This window comes from Pseudomonas trutticola BRTCR10, from assembly GCF_056155105.1.
The window spans coordinates 1,302,584-1,319,551 of record NZ_CM149552.1 but is presented as its reverse complement, the minus strand read 5'-3'; the positions used below and the strand labels follow the sequence as shown (position 1 = coordinate 1,319,551).

Below are 16,968 nucleotides of genomic sequence, written 5' to 3'. Positions count from 1 at the left end.
CGGTCACCTGAGTACTGCGGGGGCCAGGATTGCGGATAAATCGGTTCATTTGGGGAAAATCTCCAGCAATCGTGGCGCTATCTTTTCCAGTGGGCGAATTTCGACGGCGGCATCAATGGCCGCGGCGGCCTTGGGCATGCCGTACACCGCACTGCTGTGCTGGTCCTGCGCGATGGTCAGATAACCCTGCTGGCGCATGAGCTTAAGCCCTTGCGCCCCGTCGCGTCCCATCCCGGTCAATAAAACCCCGACCGCATCACCGTTCCAGTAACTGGCGACGCTTTCGAAAAACACGTCGATGGAGGGTCGGTAGATCTCGTTGACCGGTTCGGCGGTGTAGGCCAGCGTGCCGTTTTTCAACAAGCGAATATGGTGGTTGGTGCCGGCCAACAGCACCGCGCCAGCTTGCGGCGGCTCGCCTTCGCGGGCGAGGCGCACGTCCAGGCCACTGGCGCTGGCCAGCCATTCGGCCATGCCGGCGGCAAACACCTGATCCACATGCTGCACCAGCACGATGGCCGCGGAAAAGTTGCGCGGCAAGCCCTTGAGCAACACTTCCAGTGCCGCCGGCCCGCCTGCGGATGAACCTATCGCCACCAGCCGCTGGCACGAGCCCGAGCTGCGTTGCGGTGTCGGCACCGGACGCGAACGCGGGGTTTTCTCGCCGATCAGCCAGCCAATATTGAGGATCTTGCGCAGCAATGGCGCCGCCGCCTCTTGAGCGTTGCCGGCACCGAGGGCCGGGGTGTCGACCACGTCCAGCGCGCCGTGGCCCATGGCCTCGAAGACCCGGTGCACGTTCTGCTGGCGGTCGACCGTGACAATGACGATCGCGCACGGGGTTTCGGCCATGATGCGCCGGGTGGCTTCGACGCCGTCCATCACCGGCATGATCAGATCCATCAGGATCAGATCCGGGGTGTTTTGCGCGCACAGTTGCACCGCTTCGGCGCCGTTGTAAGCGACCCAGACCACCTGATGCGCCGGCTCGAAGGCCAGCGCCCGGCGCAGCGCCTCCACCGCCATGGGCATGTCGTTGACGATTGCGATCTTCATGCCCGCGCTCCTCCGATAAGCTCAACCACTGCGTCGAGCAGGGCGTCGTCATGAAAACTGGCTTTGGCTAAATAATAGTCGGCGCCGGCGTCCAGTCCACGGCGCCGGTCTTCTTCACGGTCCTTGTACGAGACCACCATCACCGGCAGCGATTGCAGACGGTTGTCGCGACGCAACAGTGTGACCAGTTCGATGCCGTCCATGCGCGGCATGTCGATATCGGTGATGAGCAAATCGAAGTCCTCCGAACGCAGTGCGTTCCAGCCGTCCATGCCATCCACCGCGACGGCCACGTCGTAGCCACGGTTGAGCAGCAGCTTGCGTTGCAGTTCGCGCACAGTCAGCGAGTCGTCGACCACCAGTACGCGCTTGCGTGCCGCTTCTGCGACCTGATTGCCGTGGCGGGCGATGCGTTCCAGGCGTCCGGTATTGAGCAGCTTATCCACCGAACGCAGCATGTCCTCGACATCAACGATCAGCACCACCGAACCGTCATCGAGCAAGGCGCCGGCGGAGATGTCCTGCACTTTGCCCAGACGCTCGTCCAGAGGCAATACCACCAGCGTGCGCTCGCCAATGAAGCGTTCGACCGCCACCCCGTAGACCGCATCGCGCTCGCGGATGACCACGACTTTGAGGGTTTCACCGCTGTTCTGGCTGGCCGGGCGGTTGAGCAACTGGCTGGCGGCGACCAGGCCGACGTGCTGGCCTTCATGCCAGAAATGCTGACGACCTTCGACCTGCACGATGTCGTCCGGCGCCAGATCACACATGCGCTCGATGTGCGCCAGCGGGAAGGCATAGGCCTCTTCGCCGACTTCCACCACCAGACTGCGCACCACCGACAGGGTCAACGGTACTTCGAGATGAAAACGACTGCCCTCGCCCGCCGTCTGCTCCAGCACCACGGCGCCGCGCAATTGACGAACCATGTGCTGAACAGCATCAAGCCCGACGCCTCGCCCGGACACTTCGGTGACGGTGTCGCGCAGGCTGAATCCCGGCAGAAACAGGAACGTCAGCAGCTCTTCTTCGCTCAACTGCGCGGCAGTCTCCGCCGGTGATAATTGTCGTTCGATGATGCTACGACGGACCTTTTCCAGATCGACGCCGTTGCCGTCATCGCTCAATTCCAGGACCAGCAAACCGGCCTGATGCGAGGCCCGCAGGCGGATCAGGCCTTCCTCGGACTTGCCCTTGAGCAAACGCTGCTCCGGGGTTTCGATGCCGTGATCGACCGCGTTGCGCAACAAATGGGTGAGCGGCGCCTCAAGCTTTTCCAGCACATCGCGGTCGACCTGGGTTTTCTCGCCTTCGATCTCCAACCGCACCTGCTTGCCGAGGCTGCGCCCCAGGTCACGCACCATGCGCGTCTGACCGCTGAGCACATCGGCAAACGGCCGCATGCGACAAGCCAAAGCGGTGTCGTAGAGCACTTGTGCGCGCTGGCTGGCCTGCCAGGCAAACTCGTCGAGTTCGGCGTTCTTTTCTGCCAGCAGTTGCTGGGATTCGGCGAGCAAGCGCCGCGCATCTTCCAACGACTCCAGCGCCTCAAGGCTCAGTGCATGCTCCTTGAGATGCACGTTGAGATTTTCCAGGGCGCGCAGGCCGTTGTTCTGCATGCGCTTGAGGCGTTGCATGGTCGCCAGATGTGGCTTGAGGCGCTGGGTTTCGACCAGCGACTTGCTCGACAGGTCGAGCAGGCTGTTCAAGCGTTCGGCGGTGACGCGCAATACGCGCTCGCCACCTTCGGTGGTGCGTTTGTTCTTGCGTGGCGTCGGCTCGGATACCTCGACAGGGATTTCCACCGAAGGCGCCGGCAGCGGTTCGACTCGTGGCGGCGGCTCAAGCTGCAACTCGGCCATGACCGGGGCAGCCACCGGGGTGACCGGGGTCGAAGGGTCGAGCAATTGCCCCATCAAGGCGACATACGCCTCGATGTCTGCCGGTTGCGGTGCGTTGGCCGGTGTCGCGATGCGCATCAGCAGGTCGGTGCCCTGCAACAACGCGTCGATGTGTTCCGGGCGCAGCAACAAACGCCCTTCCTGGGCGCTGACCAGACAGTCCTCCATCACATGCGCGACGCTGACGCCGCTGTCGATGCCGACGATCCGCGCCGCGCCCTTGAGCGAGTGCGCCGCGCGCATGCACGACTCCAGTTGATCGGCCTGGGTCGGATTGCGCTCCAGCGCCAGCAGCCCGGCACTGAGTACCTGGGTCTGGGCTTCGGCTTCGAGGCTGAACAGCTCCAGCAGGGAGGCGTCGCGCATTTGTTCGGGGGTCATGTGAGGCTCCGGGTCACGGCGAACAGCAGCTGTTCTTCATCCAGCCAACGCAGACTGCGACCTCGATATTGCAGGACGCCACGGGTGTATCTGGCGTTAGCCTGCGCGCCGGAACGTGAGGCGGCGTCGAGTATTCGTTCATCGATGGCGTGTATGCCGTCGACCTCATCCACCGGTACTACGACCGGCCCGCCATCGGCAGCGATGATCAGCATGCGCGGCATGATCCGCGCGCCGTTGGCCGGGGCCGAGTTACCGTCCAGATCCAGCAGCTCGACCAGCGACAGGCACGCCACCAACGCTCCGCGCACATTCGCCACACCGAGCAAGGCCCGCGAGCGCTGGTGCGGCAACGAGTGAATCGCCTGCAACGGCGCCACTTCTACCAGGCTGCGAGTGGCCAATCCGAGCCATTCTTCGCCGAGACGGAACATCAGCAGCGAACGGGTCTTCAGATCGGTTTCAAGCGCCATCGCCACCGGATCGCGCTCGTCCTGCTGCAAGGCATAGCGATCGAGCAGGCGCGTAGCGGCGGCGGAATACACCGAGCAGTTACGGCAATGAATATGTTCTTCCAGCAACGGACACGACTTGTCGCCGTGGATGCCGATGCGGTTCCAGCAGTCATCGATGGCCCGGGCGTCTTCGTGGGTGACGTTCAAGGTGTCGGACGCGATCATCATTTACGCTCACTGTCGGCGGCACGGCCGCTGCGGGCGGCGCGTTCCTGCAATCGTCTGGCACCGGCGCTGTCACCCTGGGCCTGCAACAAGGCGGCCAGGTGCATCAGCGCTTCGGGGTGTTGCGGTTCGAGGTACAAAGCCTTGCGGTAGTAACCCTGGGCTTCGAGGGCCAGACCTGCAACATCGCTGAGCAGGCCGAGCCAGTAAAACACCTGCGCCACCGGTTCCTGGCTGCGCAAATACTGCTCGCACGCAGCGCGGGCCTCGGCGCTTTTGCCTTCGTTGGCCAGTGCGGCGATGTTGGCCAATAGCGTGGCCGCGTCGGGATTCGCACTTTTGCTGGTCACCGGCATCGACGTCACGGAGGCAAAGGGTCGATTACGCACGGGCGGCGGTGTGCTGCGCACGGGTTGGCGTACCGGCAATGGGACGGGCGCGGGAATGGGCACCGGCTCGGGTTGCGGCTCGCTGTGGCGACTGAAAGCAAACGACTGCGGGATGCCGATCGAACGCATGCCCAACCGCCCGAGCAGACTGCCCTCGGCCGGACCGATGAACAGCACACCGTCGACATGCGTCAGGCGCTTGAGCACTTCGAATACTTGCTTCTGGGTCGGCTGATCGAAATAGATCAGCAGGTTGCGGCAGAACACGAAATCGAAGGCTGGCTCACTGGCCAACAGCGCTGGATCGAGCACATTGCCGACCTGCAAACGCACCTGCTCGCGGACGATTTCGTTGACCCGATGGCCGTCCTGTTCAGGTGTGAAGTGCCGCTCGCGGTAGTCCAGATCCTGGCCGCGAAACGAATTCTTGCCGTACAGCGCCCGCCGCGCCTTGTCCACCGACAGCGGGCTGACGTCCATGCCGTCGACCTTGAACTGATGCGGTTTGAGCCCGGCATCGAGCAAGGCCATGGCAATCGAATAGGGTTCTTCGCCGGTCGAACACGGCAGGCTGAGGATGCGCAGCGCGCGCATGTTGTTCAATTCGGCGAGGCGCTTGCGTGCCAGTTTGCCCAGCGTTGCGAAGGATTCCGGATAACGGAAAAACCAGGTTTCGGGAACGATCACCGCTTCGATCAGCGCTTGTTGTTCGTCCCGCGAGCCTTGCAGTAACTGCCAATACTCATCGGCATGCGCCGCTTGCGAGAGCGTCGTGCGCTGGCGCACGGCCCGCTCGATGATCGCCGGCCCGACCGAAGCGACGTCGAGGCCGATACGCTCCTTCAGGAAGTCGAAAAAACGCTGATCGCTGCTCATGGCTGTGCCTCAAGCTGCGCCGGATCACGCGGCGGATTGGGGAACAGCAAGGTGCGCACCGATTCATCCAGCAAATCATTGACCCGCACCCACTGCACCAGCCCCTGCGCATCCTCGCGCACCGGGCCGAGGTACGGCGCCTCGCGGTTGTCGAGGCCGTAAGGCTGAAACTCCTGCGGATGACAACGCAGGGTGTCGGTGGCCTGTTCAAGGATCAGTCCGAGCCATTGCGCCGGCTGCGTTTCGTCTGGTCGGTAATGCACCAACACCAATCGCGTACTGGTCCGCGCCTCGGCGGGCTGACCGAACGTCAGCGCACTCAGGTCGATGACCGGCACCACCGCGCCACGATAGGCAAACACCCCGGCGACCCATTGCGGCGCGCGGGCAATCGGCTTCAATGGCAGGCGCGGCAGCACCTCCGCGACTTCGGTGGCGCGCAATGCGTAGCGCTCGCTGCCAATACGAAACAGCAGGAACAACGCCGGCTTCACCACTTGCGCGGCGCTGCGTTTGGCGATGATTTCGCTCATCAGACTTTGAATCGCGAAACGCCGCTGCGCAGCCCGACGGCCACCTGGCTCAGTTCGTCGATGGCGAAACTGGCCTGACGCAACGACTCGACGGTCTGGCTGCTGGCGTCGCCCAATTGCACCAGCGCATGGTTGATTTGCTCAGCGCCAGTGGCCTGCGCCTGCATGCCTTCGTTGACCATCAACACCCGCGGCGCCAGCGCCTGCACTTGGTGGATGATCTGCGACAGCTGCTCGCCGACCTGCTGCACTTCGGACATGCCGCGACGCACTTCTTCCGAGAATTTGTCCATGCCCATCACGCCTGCGGATACCGCCGACTGGATCTCGCGCACCATTTGTTCGATGTCATATGTGGCGACGGCAGTCTGATCCGCCAGACGCCGTACTTCGGTGGCAACCACGGCGAAACCGCGGCCGTATTCGCCAGCTTTCTCCGCCTCGATCGCCGCGTTGAGCGAGAGCAGGTTGGTCTGGTCGGCGACCTTGACGATGGTCACCACCACCTGATTGATGTTGCCGGCCTTCTCGTTGAGGATCGCCAGTTTGGCGTTGACCAGATCGGCCGCGCCCATCACCGAATGCATGGTGTCTTCCATGCGCGCCAGGCCCTGCTGGCCGGAACCGGCGAGCACCGAGGCCTGATCGGCGGCGGTGGAGACTTCGGTCATGGTGCGCACCAGATCCCGCGAGGTGGCGGCGATCTCACGGGACGTCGCGCCAATCTCCGTGGTAGTCGCGGCGGTTTCGGTGGCGGTAGCTTGCTGTTGCTTGGAGGTGGCGGCGATCTCGGTCACCGAGGTGGTCACCTGCACCGACGAGCGCTGCGCCTGAGACACCAGCGACGTCAGCTCGGTCATCATGTCGTTGAAGCCGGTTTCCACAGCGCCAAATTCGTCTTTGCGCTCAAGGTTCAAACGGCTGCTCAAGTCGCCGGTGCGCATGATTTCGAGGATTTGTACGATGCGGTTCATCGGCGCCATGATCGCGCGCATCAGCAGCAAGCCACAGGCACCGGCGGCCAGCACGGCCACCAGCAGCGAGATGAACATGCTGATCTTCGCTGCCGCGACGGCATCGTCGATATTGGCCATGGCCTGGTCGGCGACTTTCTTGTTTTCGCTGATGATGTCGTTGAGTTTCATGCGCCCGGTGTACCAGGTCGGTGTCAGCTTTTCGCTGAACAGCTTGACCGCGTCGGCTTCCAGATTGCGCTTGTGAAGATCCAGCACCTGATCCTGAATCTGCATATAAGCGTCGTGATATTTCTCGAACGCGGCGAACTCGACCCGATCCTCGTCCGTGGTGACGGTATTGCGGTAGTTGGCCATCTGCTCTTGCAGGCGGTTTTCGAACGCCTTGTAGTCGGCGGCATCTTCGCTACTGATGCCCTGCCCTTCCTTGAGCCCGAGCAACTCCTGAGTCTGCAGGTAACTGTCGACCCAGGCGCCGCGGATCATCGAGCTGTAATAAACCCCGGGGATCGCGTCGTCGCGCACGCTGCTTTCACTGCTTTCAATCTTCAGCAGCCGCGAATACGACACGACCACCATCAGCAACATGATCGCGATAATCACCGCAAAGCTCGCCAAAATGCGTTGGCGCAACGTCCAGTTCTTCACAGTGATTCCTCGTGCCTAGGTCGAAATGCGGGGAGTATAGCCGAGGGCAGTGTTTCATTAATAAGACGCTTTTTAACCCCCGGGCCGGCCCGGCGTGGTTTGCCGGGCGGCTCTGGGGTGGGACTGTCCGCCAATCCGGGGCTGGCGTACCAGTGACGGAATGACAAAAGGAGGCGATGGATCGGTCATTCGTGACCGGCCAATGGCGGCGAAGAGCCATGATGCGCAAGAAGTTGCGCACTTGTTTTCAATTTTCAGCTACCAACTTGGCTACAGCCCATACGCCACAAGGCCTGTAGCCAAGTGCGCAAGAAGTTGCGCAGTACTGCGCAACTTCTTGCGCACTTTTACCCTGAATCCCCGCTGAAAAATCCTACAAAGCGCAGGCCAGAGCGGTTTCACCCCCGGCTCCCGGGGACCTCACAAAAGCTGGCACGCTCCTTGATAACAGTCAGGCACCCACCGGGCGATTTCGCCTCCCGGGCACCTTAAATTTATCCGCAAGGAGAGCATCCCATGGCAACACCAGCGTACATGTCGGTTACCGGCGAAAAACAAGGCCTGATCACTGCAGGCGCTTTCACCGCCGACTCCGTTGGCAACACCTACCAGGAAGGCCACGAAGACCAGGTCATGGTTCAGGCTTTCAGCCACGACGTGATCATCCCGCGTGACCCGCAATCCGGTCAGCCAACCGGTCAGCGCGTGCACAAACCTGTTGTGATCACCAAGGTCTACGACAAGGCTTCGCCTCTGCTGCAAGCCGCTCTGACCTCGGGCGAGCGCATGAGCGAAATCGTTATCCAGTGGTACCGCACTTCGGCTCAAGGTACTCAAGAGCACTACTACACCACCAAACTGGAAGACGCGATCATCGTCGCCATCAACAACAAAATGCACAACTGCCAGGACCCAGGCAACTCGCACTTCACCCACCTGGAAGAAGTGCAGTTCACCTACCGTAAAATCACCTGGACCCACGAAGTATCCGGTACTTCGGGTTCCGATGACTGGCGTGCTCCAGTCGTTTAATTACGGCTGATCGCTTCACACATCGGCCAGCTCTGCTGGTCGATGTTGTTTACGCCCCTCCAGAATTTCGCGTACGTTGACCCGCTTTTGCGGGCGTCGACGAGCGCCGCTTTACAGCACGAGGAACAACGGATGTTCGCGCCGGCCAACGAAACTCACTTTGCCCTGACCATCGAAGGTCTTTCCGCCGACTTTCAGGTGTTTACCCTGCAAGGCCGGGAAGCCATCAGCCAGCCTTTTGTCTTCGAAGTGGAACTGGTCAGTGAGCAGCCGTCGCTGGACCTTGAAACCCTCCTGCACAAACCGGCCTTCCTGCAACTGTCGCCCGACGGCAGCGGCATCCACGGCCAGATCTACCGCGCCGCGCAAGGTGACTCGGGCAAGCGCCTGACCCGTTATTCCGTGACCCTGCGCCCGCAACTGGCGTACCTCGCGCACCGGATCAACCAGCGCATCTTCCAGAACCTCAGCGTGCCGAAAATCATAGGCATGGTCCTCGAAGAGCACGGCATCCAGAGCAACGCCTACGAATTCCAGACCCACTCGATCTACCCCGAGCGCATTTATTGCGTGCAGTACGACGAGTCGGACCTGCACTTCATCCAGCGCCTGTGCGAGGAAGAAGGCATTCACTACCACTTCCAGCACAGCGCCACCGCACACAAACTGATCTTCGGCGATGACCAGACGGTGTTCCCGAAACTCAAACCCGTGGCCTATCAGCAAGACTCCGGCATGGTCGCCAGTGACCCGGTGATCAAGCGCTTCGACCTGCGCCTGGAAACCCGCACCAGCCGCACCACGCGTCGCGATTACGACTTCGAAAAACCGCGAATCACCCTCGAAAGCGAAAACCGTGGCGACGCCCTGCCCGACCTCGAGGACTACGACTATCCGGGCCGCTTCGTCGACCGCGAGCGCGGCAAACATCTGGCCAAACGCGCCCTCGAACGCCACCGCAGCGACTTCCAATTGGCTGAAGGCAAAAGCGATCAACCGTTGCTGGTCAGCGGCCATTTCCTCGCGCTGACCGCGCACCCGAAAGCCAAGTGGAACGACCTCTGGCTGCTCACCGAAATCCTCCACGAAGGCAAACAGCCGCAAGTCCTCGAAGAGTCGGTGACCAGCGACACCACCGCGCTGAAAGACGATTTCCACCAGGGCTACCGCAACCGCTTCCAGGCCACCCCGTGGGACGTGCCCAACCGCCCGCCCCTGCGCCACCCGAAACCGCGCATCCTCGGCAGCCAGAGCGCCGTGGTCACTGGCCCCAAAGGTGAAGAAATCCACTGCGACGAGTACGGCCGCGTCAAGGTCCAGTTCCACTGGGACCGCGAAGGCCAGGCCGACGACAAGACCAGCTGCTGGCTGCGCGTCTCCAGCGCCTGGGCCGGCGCCCAGTACGGCGGCATCGCCATCCCGCGCATCGGCATGGAAGTGCTGGTGACGTTCCTAGAAGGCGACCCAGATCAACCACTGATCAGCGGCTGCCTGTACCACAAGGAAAACACCGTTCCCTACGAACTGCCGGCGAACAAGACGCGCAGCACCTTCAAAACCCTGAGCTCCATGGGCGGCAGCGGCTACAACGAACTGCGCATCGAAGACAAGAAAGGTCAGGAGCAGATCTACCTGCATGCCCAGCGTGATTGGGACGAAAACATCGAGCACGACCAGAAGATTCGGGTCGGCAATGAGCGTCACGACACGGTCGAGAAGAACAGCTACACGGAATTCAAGGCTGAGGAACATCACACGGTTTATGAGGACCGCAAGGTTGAGGCGCAGGCCAATGATCACCTGACGGTTGGGGTGAATCAGCACGTCAAGATTGGGACTGGGCAGTTCATTGATGCGGGGCAGGAAATCCATCTTGATAGCGGCATCAAAGTCGTGCTGGAAGCGGGAGCTGAGCTGACGCTGATCGGAGGGGGCAGCTTTATCAAGATCGACGCCGCTGGCGTTACCATGAGCGGCCCGGTGATCAACATCAACTCCGGCGGCAGCCCCGGAAGCGGTACTGGCGCTGCTGCGGTACTTCCTGTACCGCCCAAGCCGGCCGATACCGCACCGGTCGGGCAAACGCTGGGCAACGCACCGGTCAACACGGCCGCACCTAGAAAAACCAGCGAGAAAGGCAAAGAGGCGCTCATCGTAGACGTGTGGGGAGACCCGGATTTGGGCAGTCAATTGCAATTGTTGGGGCCAGAGGACAAGGCATGAGTGAGTTCAAGGACAAGTCCATTACCGAAGGGACGCGCAAGAAGACCGACTACGATAATGATCAGAAATCACGATTAGCATTAAGTGTTGATCGAATCGATGGCGGCAAGCTGCAGATCCCCATCATGGTGGATGCGAAAACCACCGAAGAGCTGGACAAGTACCAGCAAAACACTTTGCTCGCGATAACCCCTTTGGCCCGCCTGCCGGGCCACGACAAGCTCAATGAGACCCTGCAAGGCGGTGTGCCGCGTGTGGGCCGCGTTTATGTATTCCAGAACAACAAGGTTTGGCGTGAACTCGTTACCGACGGCAAAGGACAACTGTCCGAAGTCGACCTAGTTCACTGGCGGAAAGTCGCGGATAAAAAAGGCAACGCCGATAAACGCGAGCCGGTGGGCGTTAAACAGCAACTGATTCTAGTGCCGATGTTTCTTCAGGGCCGATTTGTGGGTCGACAATTCAGCATGGCCTTTAGCGAAGTTTCCTGGACATGGGAATACATCACTTGGCTGGAAGAAGACCCAAGCCGCATCAAGGCACGCAGCCAAAATATGGCCTCCGCCTGGGCAGCAACAGCGGGTGAAACCACGATCTGGAAGGCCACCTCAATTCATCCCGCGACGCCAATCAAAAAACTGACCAAAGGGCTGCGCTCTCGGGATTTCAGCATTGAAGCTGCGATGGAAGACCCTGCGGAGTTCAATCCGGACTTCGCAGCCTTCAAACCCGATGCGTTAATCCTGAAGCTGCAAAAGCGCAAAGAAGAACTGGCTCAAAAAATCAAACATACGCCACCACCAGCCCTGCCAGCGTTGGAGGCGGGAGAGGATTTGTTGGCTCAAAAGGGGCTGCGTGATTACCCGCATCTGATTGGCATGATTCTCGATGACCCGTTGTTCGCCCTTCGTCATGCGACTTCACAGGTAAAGGAATGCGTCGATTATCTGCAAACCCTTAATGCCTTGGTCCCTCACCAATCCCACGGGCGATATGCACAAGTTTTATACAGCACACTGGCGGGCCCTCTTGCAGATCTAAAAGACAAAGTCGACCTACCCAAATTGCAAGCGGTGGTATTCGAAGAAGAACGTGAAAAGTCCCGTGAGAAGCTGGCAAAAAGACTGTCGATACTTGTCGATGTGTTGGACAGACAACTCCAACCAACACTCCTCGACTGGTGCTATCGGACTGATGAAGGCTTAGTCGAGCCCTATAGCCTACTGACCCTGGCCCTTGACGCTCTAAATCAGGTACCCGAGCGTAGCGATGTCATGTATACCGGCAAAGGTTATACGGAACTGACCGGTTCCATTAATCGACTCGTACAAAACCTGCTGCAAGGACAGCACCCACTGGGTAGTCTGCTGCTAGCAAAAACCGCTGAGCAACTTCCAGAACTTGTCAAACGTCTAAAATCCATGCGCAACAGTGGGAAAGCACCAGTACCGGAAGCCATGGGGTTGAGTACATTGATGCTGACGGCATCGTTAACTGGCGAAATTGACCAACCCAGCGCCGGAAAAGGTTTTGCATATTTCCTCGCAGACTTACTCGATAACTTCGGTGCCAGCGTCGTGGCCCAGATCGGTCGTTTGTCTCAGAATGCGTCTAAGATCCAGCTTGATCGCTTGTTTTCCCCTACATTTGTAACCTTGGCTGCACTTTCGCCAAAAATGACAGAGATCAAGTTGATGCCTTACGGTCAGGCACTGGCTCAAGAGTATGTTGTCATCGGTGTGCAAGGTGCAGGACTGCGTGGCGGACTTACTGATGTCGAACGCCAGGCACTCACTCGCAAAAGTTACCGTTACGCGACGCTTCACGATCAGTCCGGCACAAGTGTGGGAAGTACCAGTCCACGCGGCTCAACAGCAGGTCAGCCTGCATTGCGCAATGTCACGGTCATTGCGGTCCCAAAAGGGAATGCAGACCTGGCCAACTACAGTGCATTCCGAGTTCGTTTTGGCGCTTTGACCCAGACGATGGAAAAGAACAAAGCCGTGCCTACGTTGATGGTGGCGTTCGCTGCTTATAATCTATGGGTCCAAATAAAAGCATATGATGACCTTAATGCAAGCGGTGAATGGGGACGAGGGATCGCCGGGCTTGCAAGTGCTTCGATGGACTTAATTGCGGCCCTCGGAAGTCATAGCAAACTATTGATCGGCCCCGCCTTTGAGCAACAACTGACCAAACCTCGATTTAATGTAGAAAGAATTTCAGCTCGCTGGGCAGAAAATTTAAAACTGCAAACAGGTAGTCCAAAGTTACCGATCCTCCGAGCGGTAGGAGGATCGGCTACGGTTGGTGGTGCATTATTGAGCGGGTGGGATAGCTACCGCGCGCTGGATCAGGGCGATACGAATGCAGCCGCAGCTTATGGTGTAGCCGCAGCAGGAGGTGGTCTATGGGCAGCCTACGGTTTCGGGCTAGTCCTTAATCCTTACGCTCTTGTGATCGGTATGGTTTTATCCATCGGTGGCACTATTGCGGCCAACTTGTTAACGGATAGCGATATCGAAATCGTTGTAAAAAAAGGTCCATTCGGCAATCAGTTTGCCGAAGCAGGAATACTAGACAAAGCCTTAGGCAATGCTCAACGCTTCTCTCACTTGAAAGACCAACAGGTTGCCTTTCAGCAATTGCTCGGAATTATCGGAAAACCACAAATTTTCGTGCATCGATTGAGCGAGTGGCGGAAAAAAGCTCCAGCATCACACCTCAAAATACTACAACAGGCAGATTCTGATCGTGCACCACTTCCAAGCACGGAATTACAATGCGTCGCTCCTGGAAAACAGACATTGGTAGACCAAGACTGGGTCATCGTCCTCAGTTCTCCGCTACTGTCTATGTTCGAAAACAATCAGCAGTTCCAATTAATCGCGCAGGAATTCCAGAGCAGTATGCGTGTTAACGGTGTTTTCGACATCAAGCGTTATCAACGTGTACCTGCTGCGCCCCCTAAGTTCGCTGCACTCTCAATCGACACCACCAGTGTTCTCTATGTACTTCCTGCCAATTTTCCAGTTGTACAACTAAGTCCTTTGGATCGCCACAGTATACGTATCACTCAGGGTCTAAAAGTAAGTGCTCAATTTGAACTTAGTTCCGATCAAGCAGACCAAAGTTTAGTATTACCTCAACCTAGCCCAAAATCTTGGTCGGCCTTCACCGCCGCCAATCGTCGTTTGCCACCGGACGATTTAAAACCGGACGCCGCGCCACCGTATTGGCAGATTGAAACTACTGAGACTTTAGCATGACCATAAGAATGGAAAAACCATACGATATCGGTGCTTATCGCAGCGATAACACTGACCCTCTGCCACCGCCGAAATGGGCAAAAGATGCCAATCGGTCAGGGGGCTTTGATACTCATCTTGCCTTCGGTCATTACGCCAATCTAGACCCTGAGATGGAGATCACGGCTCAACTGGAAAGTAAAAAGCAGATAACAAACCAGAGACTGCAAGACAATACCAAAGAAGAATTATATTGTGGAGCCACTCGATGGCGCTTTCAAAACTCTAGCAAAATCCCACACTTACTATTTGTACTTAAAATCCTGTGCTTCACATTCATATGGACACCATGGACTATATGGATATTCGGATCAATCAAACCGGAGCTCGGCTATGGCCCTCCCGAAGTTGGACTTGGCCTTCTAATCGCACTTTTAGCCGTAACTTTAATGCTCACATCTTTAACTTTATACATGACAGGAAAGAGAACGGTCCACCTCCTGCAAATCTTAGGCCTTATAGTAAACAGCAGTATTGTATATTGGCTAAAAGACTCGATCCTTGGCGACGATAGTATGCAAATCGCTCTATGGGCCGGTGCTTTCTTATATTTCATGGCCACTATAGGTTCAGACTCGCTGATTTGGCTCCACAGTAAAATAAGCACCCACGACGGAAGCGAGTTCAACCGCCTTGACGGTATGCTCCGTTTCAAGCGTCGCTTCCGTCGACTCTTCGTCGCGCCCTTTGAAGAATTCGATCCAGTGCTGCAACTGCTTCCAAGCGGTTATGGCTCCCACGACTACGCGCTGTGGCTGCATCATCGCTATACCGACAACAAAATTTGCCTGGCGACCAAGGTTCACTCGCTGGGGTTGGATCAGGCCAACACACTCGCATTTTGGGATTGTCTACAGCGTTACATGGATATAACGCAGCCGCTGCCTGACTTGCCTGTGCTTGAGCAAAGTCGCCATCTTGATCCCGTGACAGTGGCCCACGACGCAAAAGCTGGCCGCAACCCACGACGATGGAGGGATCAGTCGGAGGAAGGATGGATCACAGGCGGCCGGAAGTCTCTGGCGAAGCAGTTGCAGGAGTATCCATGGCAAAAAGAACCCTGCATCGTGAAAGCGCGTATCGATCCGTCGTTGACGATTGAGGCGTACTACCGCGCTCAAGAAGCGAAGGGCATAGTTTCTACTCCGAAGGCCGATGACTTTGATGATGTTCATCGGCCTTGATGAGCTAGCTCTTCAGTTCAACTGGCGCACCTGCTTCTCCAACTCCACCTTCAACCCCGGCTCCAGTTTCAACTGTTTCGCCAGCTCATCCAGGTAGCTCTTCTCCATGAAGTTCTCCTCATCGACGAGCATCACGCTGGCGATGTACATCTCCGCAGCCATCTCCGGCGTACTCGCGGCGCGGGCGACGTCGGTCGGGTCGAGAGGTTTGTTGAGTTCGGCGTGGAGCCAGTGTTGTAGCTCCTGGTCGTTGTCGAGTTTGCTGAACTCGCCTTCGATCAGTTGGCGCTCGCGGTCGTCGATGTGGCCGTCGGCTTTGGCGGCAGCGACCAGGGCTTTGAGGATTGCCTGGCTGTGTTGTTCGGCTTGCGCGGGTGGCAAGCGGTCGAGGGTTTGCGGTTCGGTTTGCGGGGCGGTGCCTTTTTGGGCGTTGTAGTTGCCGTAGGCTTTGTAGGCCAGCACACCCAGGGCGGCGAGGCCGCCGTAGATTGCGACTTTACCGCCGACCTTGCGCACTTTCTTGTTGCCGAGCAGCAGGCCCATTGCGCCGGCCGCCAATGCGCCGCCACCCGCGCCTGAGAGCAGACCGCCGAGGGCGCCCTTGCTGGATGATCCGCCAAGCAGGCTGCCCAGGCCGCCGGACGATTTGTTCTGTGATCCGCCGGCCTTGTTTTGCAACAGATCCTGGCCGGATTTGAGTAGTTGATCGAGCAATCCACGGGTGTTCATGTTCCGCCTCCAAAACAGGGGTTATCCGGATCTATAAGGCCCTCAGCCTAGTTCGAAAGTGCCCCTGCCCTGTTTGCGAGTGTGCTTCCAGATGTTGCTCAGTAGGCGCAAGGCGTTCGCGAAAATAGATATACACTCAGGCCAATCTATAAAAACCGCCCACTGGGTACCCCTTCTCATGATGACCTTGCGTCAGATTCGTCACTTCATCGCCGTGGCCGAAACCGGCTCGATCTCCGCCGCCGCGCAAACCGCGTTTATCTCCCAATCGACTCTGACCCTAGCGATCCAGCAACTGGAGGAAGAAATAGGTGTCAGCCTGTTCAGCCGTCACGCTAAAGGCATGACGCTGACACACCAAGGTCATCAATTCCTACGCCAGGCGCACCTGATTCTGGCGACCGTGGACAACGCCAAGCGCAGCCTGCAACAGAGCACTGATCAGGTTGCCGGGCAGTTGATCGTCGGGGTGACCAGTCTGGTCGCCGGTTATTACCTCGCGGATCTATTGACTCGATTTCAACGGGCCTATCCCAACGTTGAAATAAGGGTGATGGAGGATGAACGGCCCTACATCGAGCATTTGCTGGTCAGCGGCGAGATCGATGTCGGCGTGCTGATCCTCTCCAATCTCGAAGATCGCCACGCCTTGCAAACCGAGGTGCTGACTCACTCCCCACACCGTTTATGGCTGCCGGCGCAGCATCCGTTGCTGGAACACGACAGCATCAACCTCGCCGACGTTGCCCACGAACCGTTGATTCAACTTAACGTCGATGAGATGGATCGCAACGCTCAGCGACTTTGGCGCGGCGCCGGGCTGCAACCAAAAATCACCCTGAGAACCGCCTCCACCGAAGCCGTGCGAAGCCTTGTTGCGGCGGGCTTGGGCGTTTCGATTCAGCCGGACATGACCTATCGCCCATGGTCACTGGAGGGCGACATCATCGAGGCGCGACCCATTGCCGACCTCAATCAGACACTCGATGTCGGTCTGGCCTGGCGCCGTGGCACCGCGCGCCCGGCTCTGGTCGATCCCTTCCTGACCGTC

Annotated in this window: 12 protein-coding genes; 5 read left to right on the top strand and 7 right to left on the bottom strand. The window is 58.6% G+C overall.

The features are described from left to right. Positions 1-45: 45 nt before the first annotated feature. From cheB to ACVVH8_RS05645, 6 genes are read right to left on the bottom strand one after another with little or no spacing between them, the layout of a single operon-like run. Entirely contained in the window at positions 46-1,056 is a 1,011-nt protein-coding gene (gene cheB, locus ACVVH8_RS05670; protein WP_213027670.1) for a chemotaxis response regulator protein-glutamate methylesterase, read from the bottom strand. Next, positions 1,053-3,341 carry a response regulator gene (locus ACVVH8_RS05665; protein ID WP_475228946.1) on the bottom strand — a complete coding sequence of 763 codons (2,289 nt, stop codon included), beginning with the start codon at positions 3,339-3,341 and terminating at the stop codon, positions 1,053-1,055. Before ACVVH8_RS05665 ends, cheB begins: the two co-directional genes overlap by 4 nt. Then, positions 3,338-4,021, bottom strand: coding sequence for a chemotaxis protein CheW (locus ACVVH8_RS05660; RefSeq protein ID WP_475231134.1), 684 nt, complete (start codon positions 4,019-4,021; stop codon positions 3,338-3,340). Before ACVVH8_RS05660 ends, ACVVH8_RS05665 begins: the two co-directional genes overlap by 4 nt. Further along, on the bottom strand, positions 4,021-5,286 hold the full coding sequence (locus ACVVH8_RS05655) for a CheR family methyltransferase (protein WP_475228944.1): 1,266 nt from the start codon (positions 5,284-5,286) through the stop codon (positions 4,021-4,023). The genes ACVVH8_RS05660 and ACVVH8_RS05655 overlap by 1 nt, the downstream gene beginning before the upstream one ends. Continuing rightward, entirely contained in the window at positions 5,283-5,819 is a 537-nt protein-coding gene (locus ACVVH8_RS05650; RefSeq protein ID WP_475228942.1) for a chemotaxis protein CheW, read from the bottom strand. The genes ACVVH8_RS05655 and ACVVH8_RS05650 overlap by 4 nt, the downstream gene beginning before the upstream one ends. Beyond that, positions 5,819-7,441, bottom strand: a complete 1,623-nt coding sequence (locus ACVVH8_RS05645; RefSeq protein WP_213027666.1) for a methyl-accepting chemotaxis protein — start codon at positions 7,439-7,441, stop codon at positions 5,819-5,821. Before ACVVH8_RS05645 ends, ACVVH8_RS05650 begins: the two co-directional genes overlap by 1 nt. A gap of 516 nt (positions 7,442-7,957) precedes the next feature. Between ACVVH8_RS05645 and ACVVH8_RS05640 the strand changes: the two genes are divergently transcribed. The 4 genes from ACVVH8_RS05640 to ACVVH8_RS05625 all read left to right on the top strand — a co-directional run bounded on the left by ACVVH8_RS05640 (position 7,958) and on the right by ACVVH8_RS05625 (position 15,188). Further along, entirely contained in the window at positions 7,958-8,473 is a 516-nt protein-coding gene (locus ACVVH8_RS05640) for an Hcp family type VI secretion system effector (protein WP_047601845.1), read from the top strand. Between the two features lie 132 nt (positions 8,474-8,605). Continuing rightward, a complete protein-coding gene (locus ACVVH8_RS05635; protein ID WP_475228939.1) occupies positions 8,606-10,696 on the top strand; it encodes a type VI secretion system Vgr family protein in 2,091 nt (696 codons plus the stop codon). Then, a complete protein-coding gene (locus ACVVH8_RS05630) occupies positions 10,693-13,965 on the top strand; it encodes a hypothetical protein (RefSeq protein ID WP_475228932.1) in 3,273 nt (1,090 codons plus the stop codon). Before ACVVH8_RS05635 ends, ACVVH8_RS05630 begins: the two co-directional genes overlap by 4 nt. Positions 13,966-14,558: 593 nt before the next feature. Further along, positions 14,559-15,188, top strand: a complete 630-nt coding sequence (locus ACVVH8_RS05625) for a hypothetical protein (protein WP_475231132.1) — start codon at positions 14,559-14,561, stop codon at positions 15,186-15,188. Between the two features lie 12 nt (positions 15,189-15,200). Here the strand turns inward: ACVVH8_RS05625 and ACVVH8_RS05620 are convergent, their stop codons facing one another. Continuing rightward, complete coding sequence (locus ACVVH8_RS05620; protein WP_401303243.1) at positions 15,201-15,917, bottom strand: tellurite resistance TerB family protein; 717 nt, start codon at positions 15,915-15,917, stop codon at positions 15,201-15,203. 178 nt (positions 15,918-16,095) lie between these two features. Here ACVVH8_RS05620 and ACVVH8_RS05615 point away from each other — a divergent pair. Continuing rightward, on the top strand, positions 16,096-16,968 hold an 873-nt coding region (locus tag ACVVH8_RS05615; RefSeq protein ID WP_475228937.1), incomplete at its 3' end, for a LysR family transcriptional regulator.

Excerpts from the sequence above, each read along its gene's own strand:
- ACVVH8_RS05655 (WP_475228944.1), bottom strand. The coding sequence starts at position 5,286 with ATGAGCAGCGATCAGCGTTTTTTCGACTTCCTGAAGGAGCGTATCGGC.
- ACVVH8_RS05630 (WP_475228932.1), top strand. The coding sequence starts at position 10,693 with ATGAGTGAGTTCAAGGACAAGTCCATTACCGAAGGGACGCGCAAGAAG.
- ACVVH8_RS05620 (WP_401303243.1), bottom strand. The coding sequence starts at position 15,917 with ATGAACACCCGTGGATTGCTCGATCAACTACTCAAATCCGGCCAGGAT.
- ACVVH8_RS05635 (WP_475228939.1), top strand. The coding sequence starts at position 8,606 with ATGTTCGCGCCGGCCAACGAAACTCACTTTGCCCTGACCATCGAAGGT.
- ACVVH8_RS05665 (WP_475228946.1), bottom strand. The coding sequence starts at position 3,341 with ATGACCCCCGAACAAATGCGCGACGCCTCCCTGCTGGAGCTGTTCAGC.
- ACVVH8_RS05640 (WP_047601845.1), top strand. The coding sequence starts at position 7,958 with ATGGCAACACCAGCGTACATGTCGGTTACCGGCGAAAAACAAGGCCTG.
- ACVVH8_RS05650 (WP_475228942.1), bottom strand. The coding sequence starts at position 5,819 with ATGAGCGAAATCATCGCCAAACGCAGCGCCGCGCAAGTGGTGAAGCCG.
- ACVVH8_RS05625 (WP_475231132.1), top strand. The coding sequence starts at position 14,559 with ATGGCCACTATAGGTTCAGACTCGCTGATTTGGCTCCACAGTAAAATA.
- ACVVH8_RS05660 (WP_475231134.1), bottom strand. The coding sequence starts at position 4,021 with ATGATCGCGTCCGACACCTTGAACGTCACCCACGAAGACGCCCGGGCC.
- cheB (WP_213027670.1), bottom strand. The coding sequence starts at position 1,056 with ATGAAGATCGCAATCGTCAACGACATGCCCATGGCGGTGGAGGCGCTG.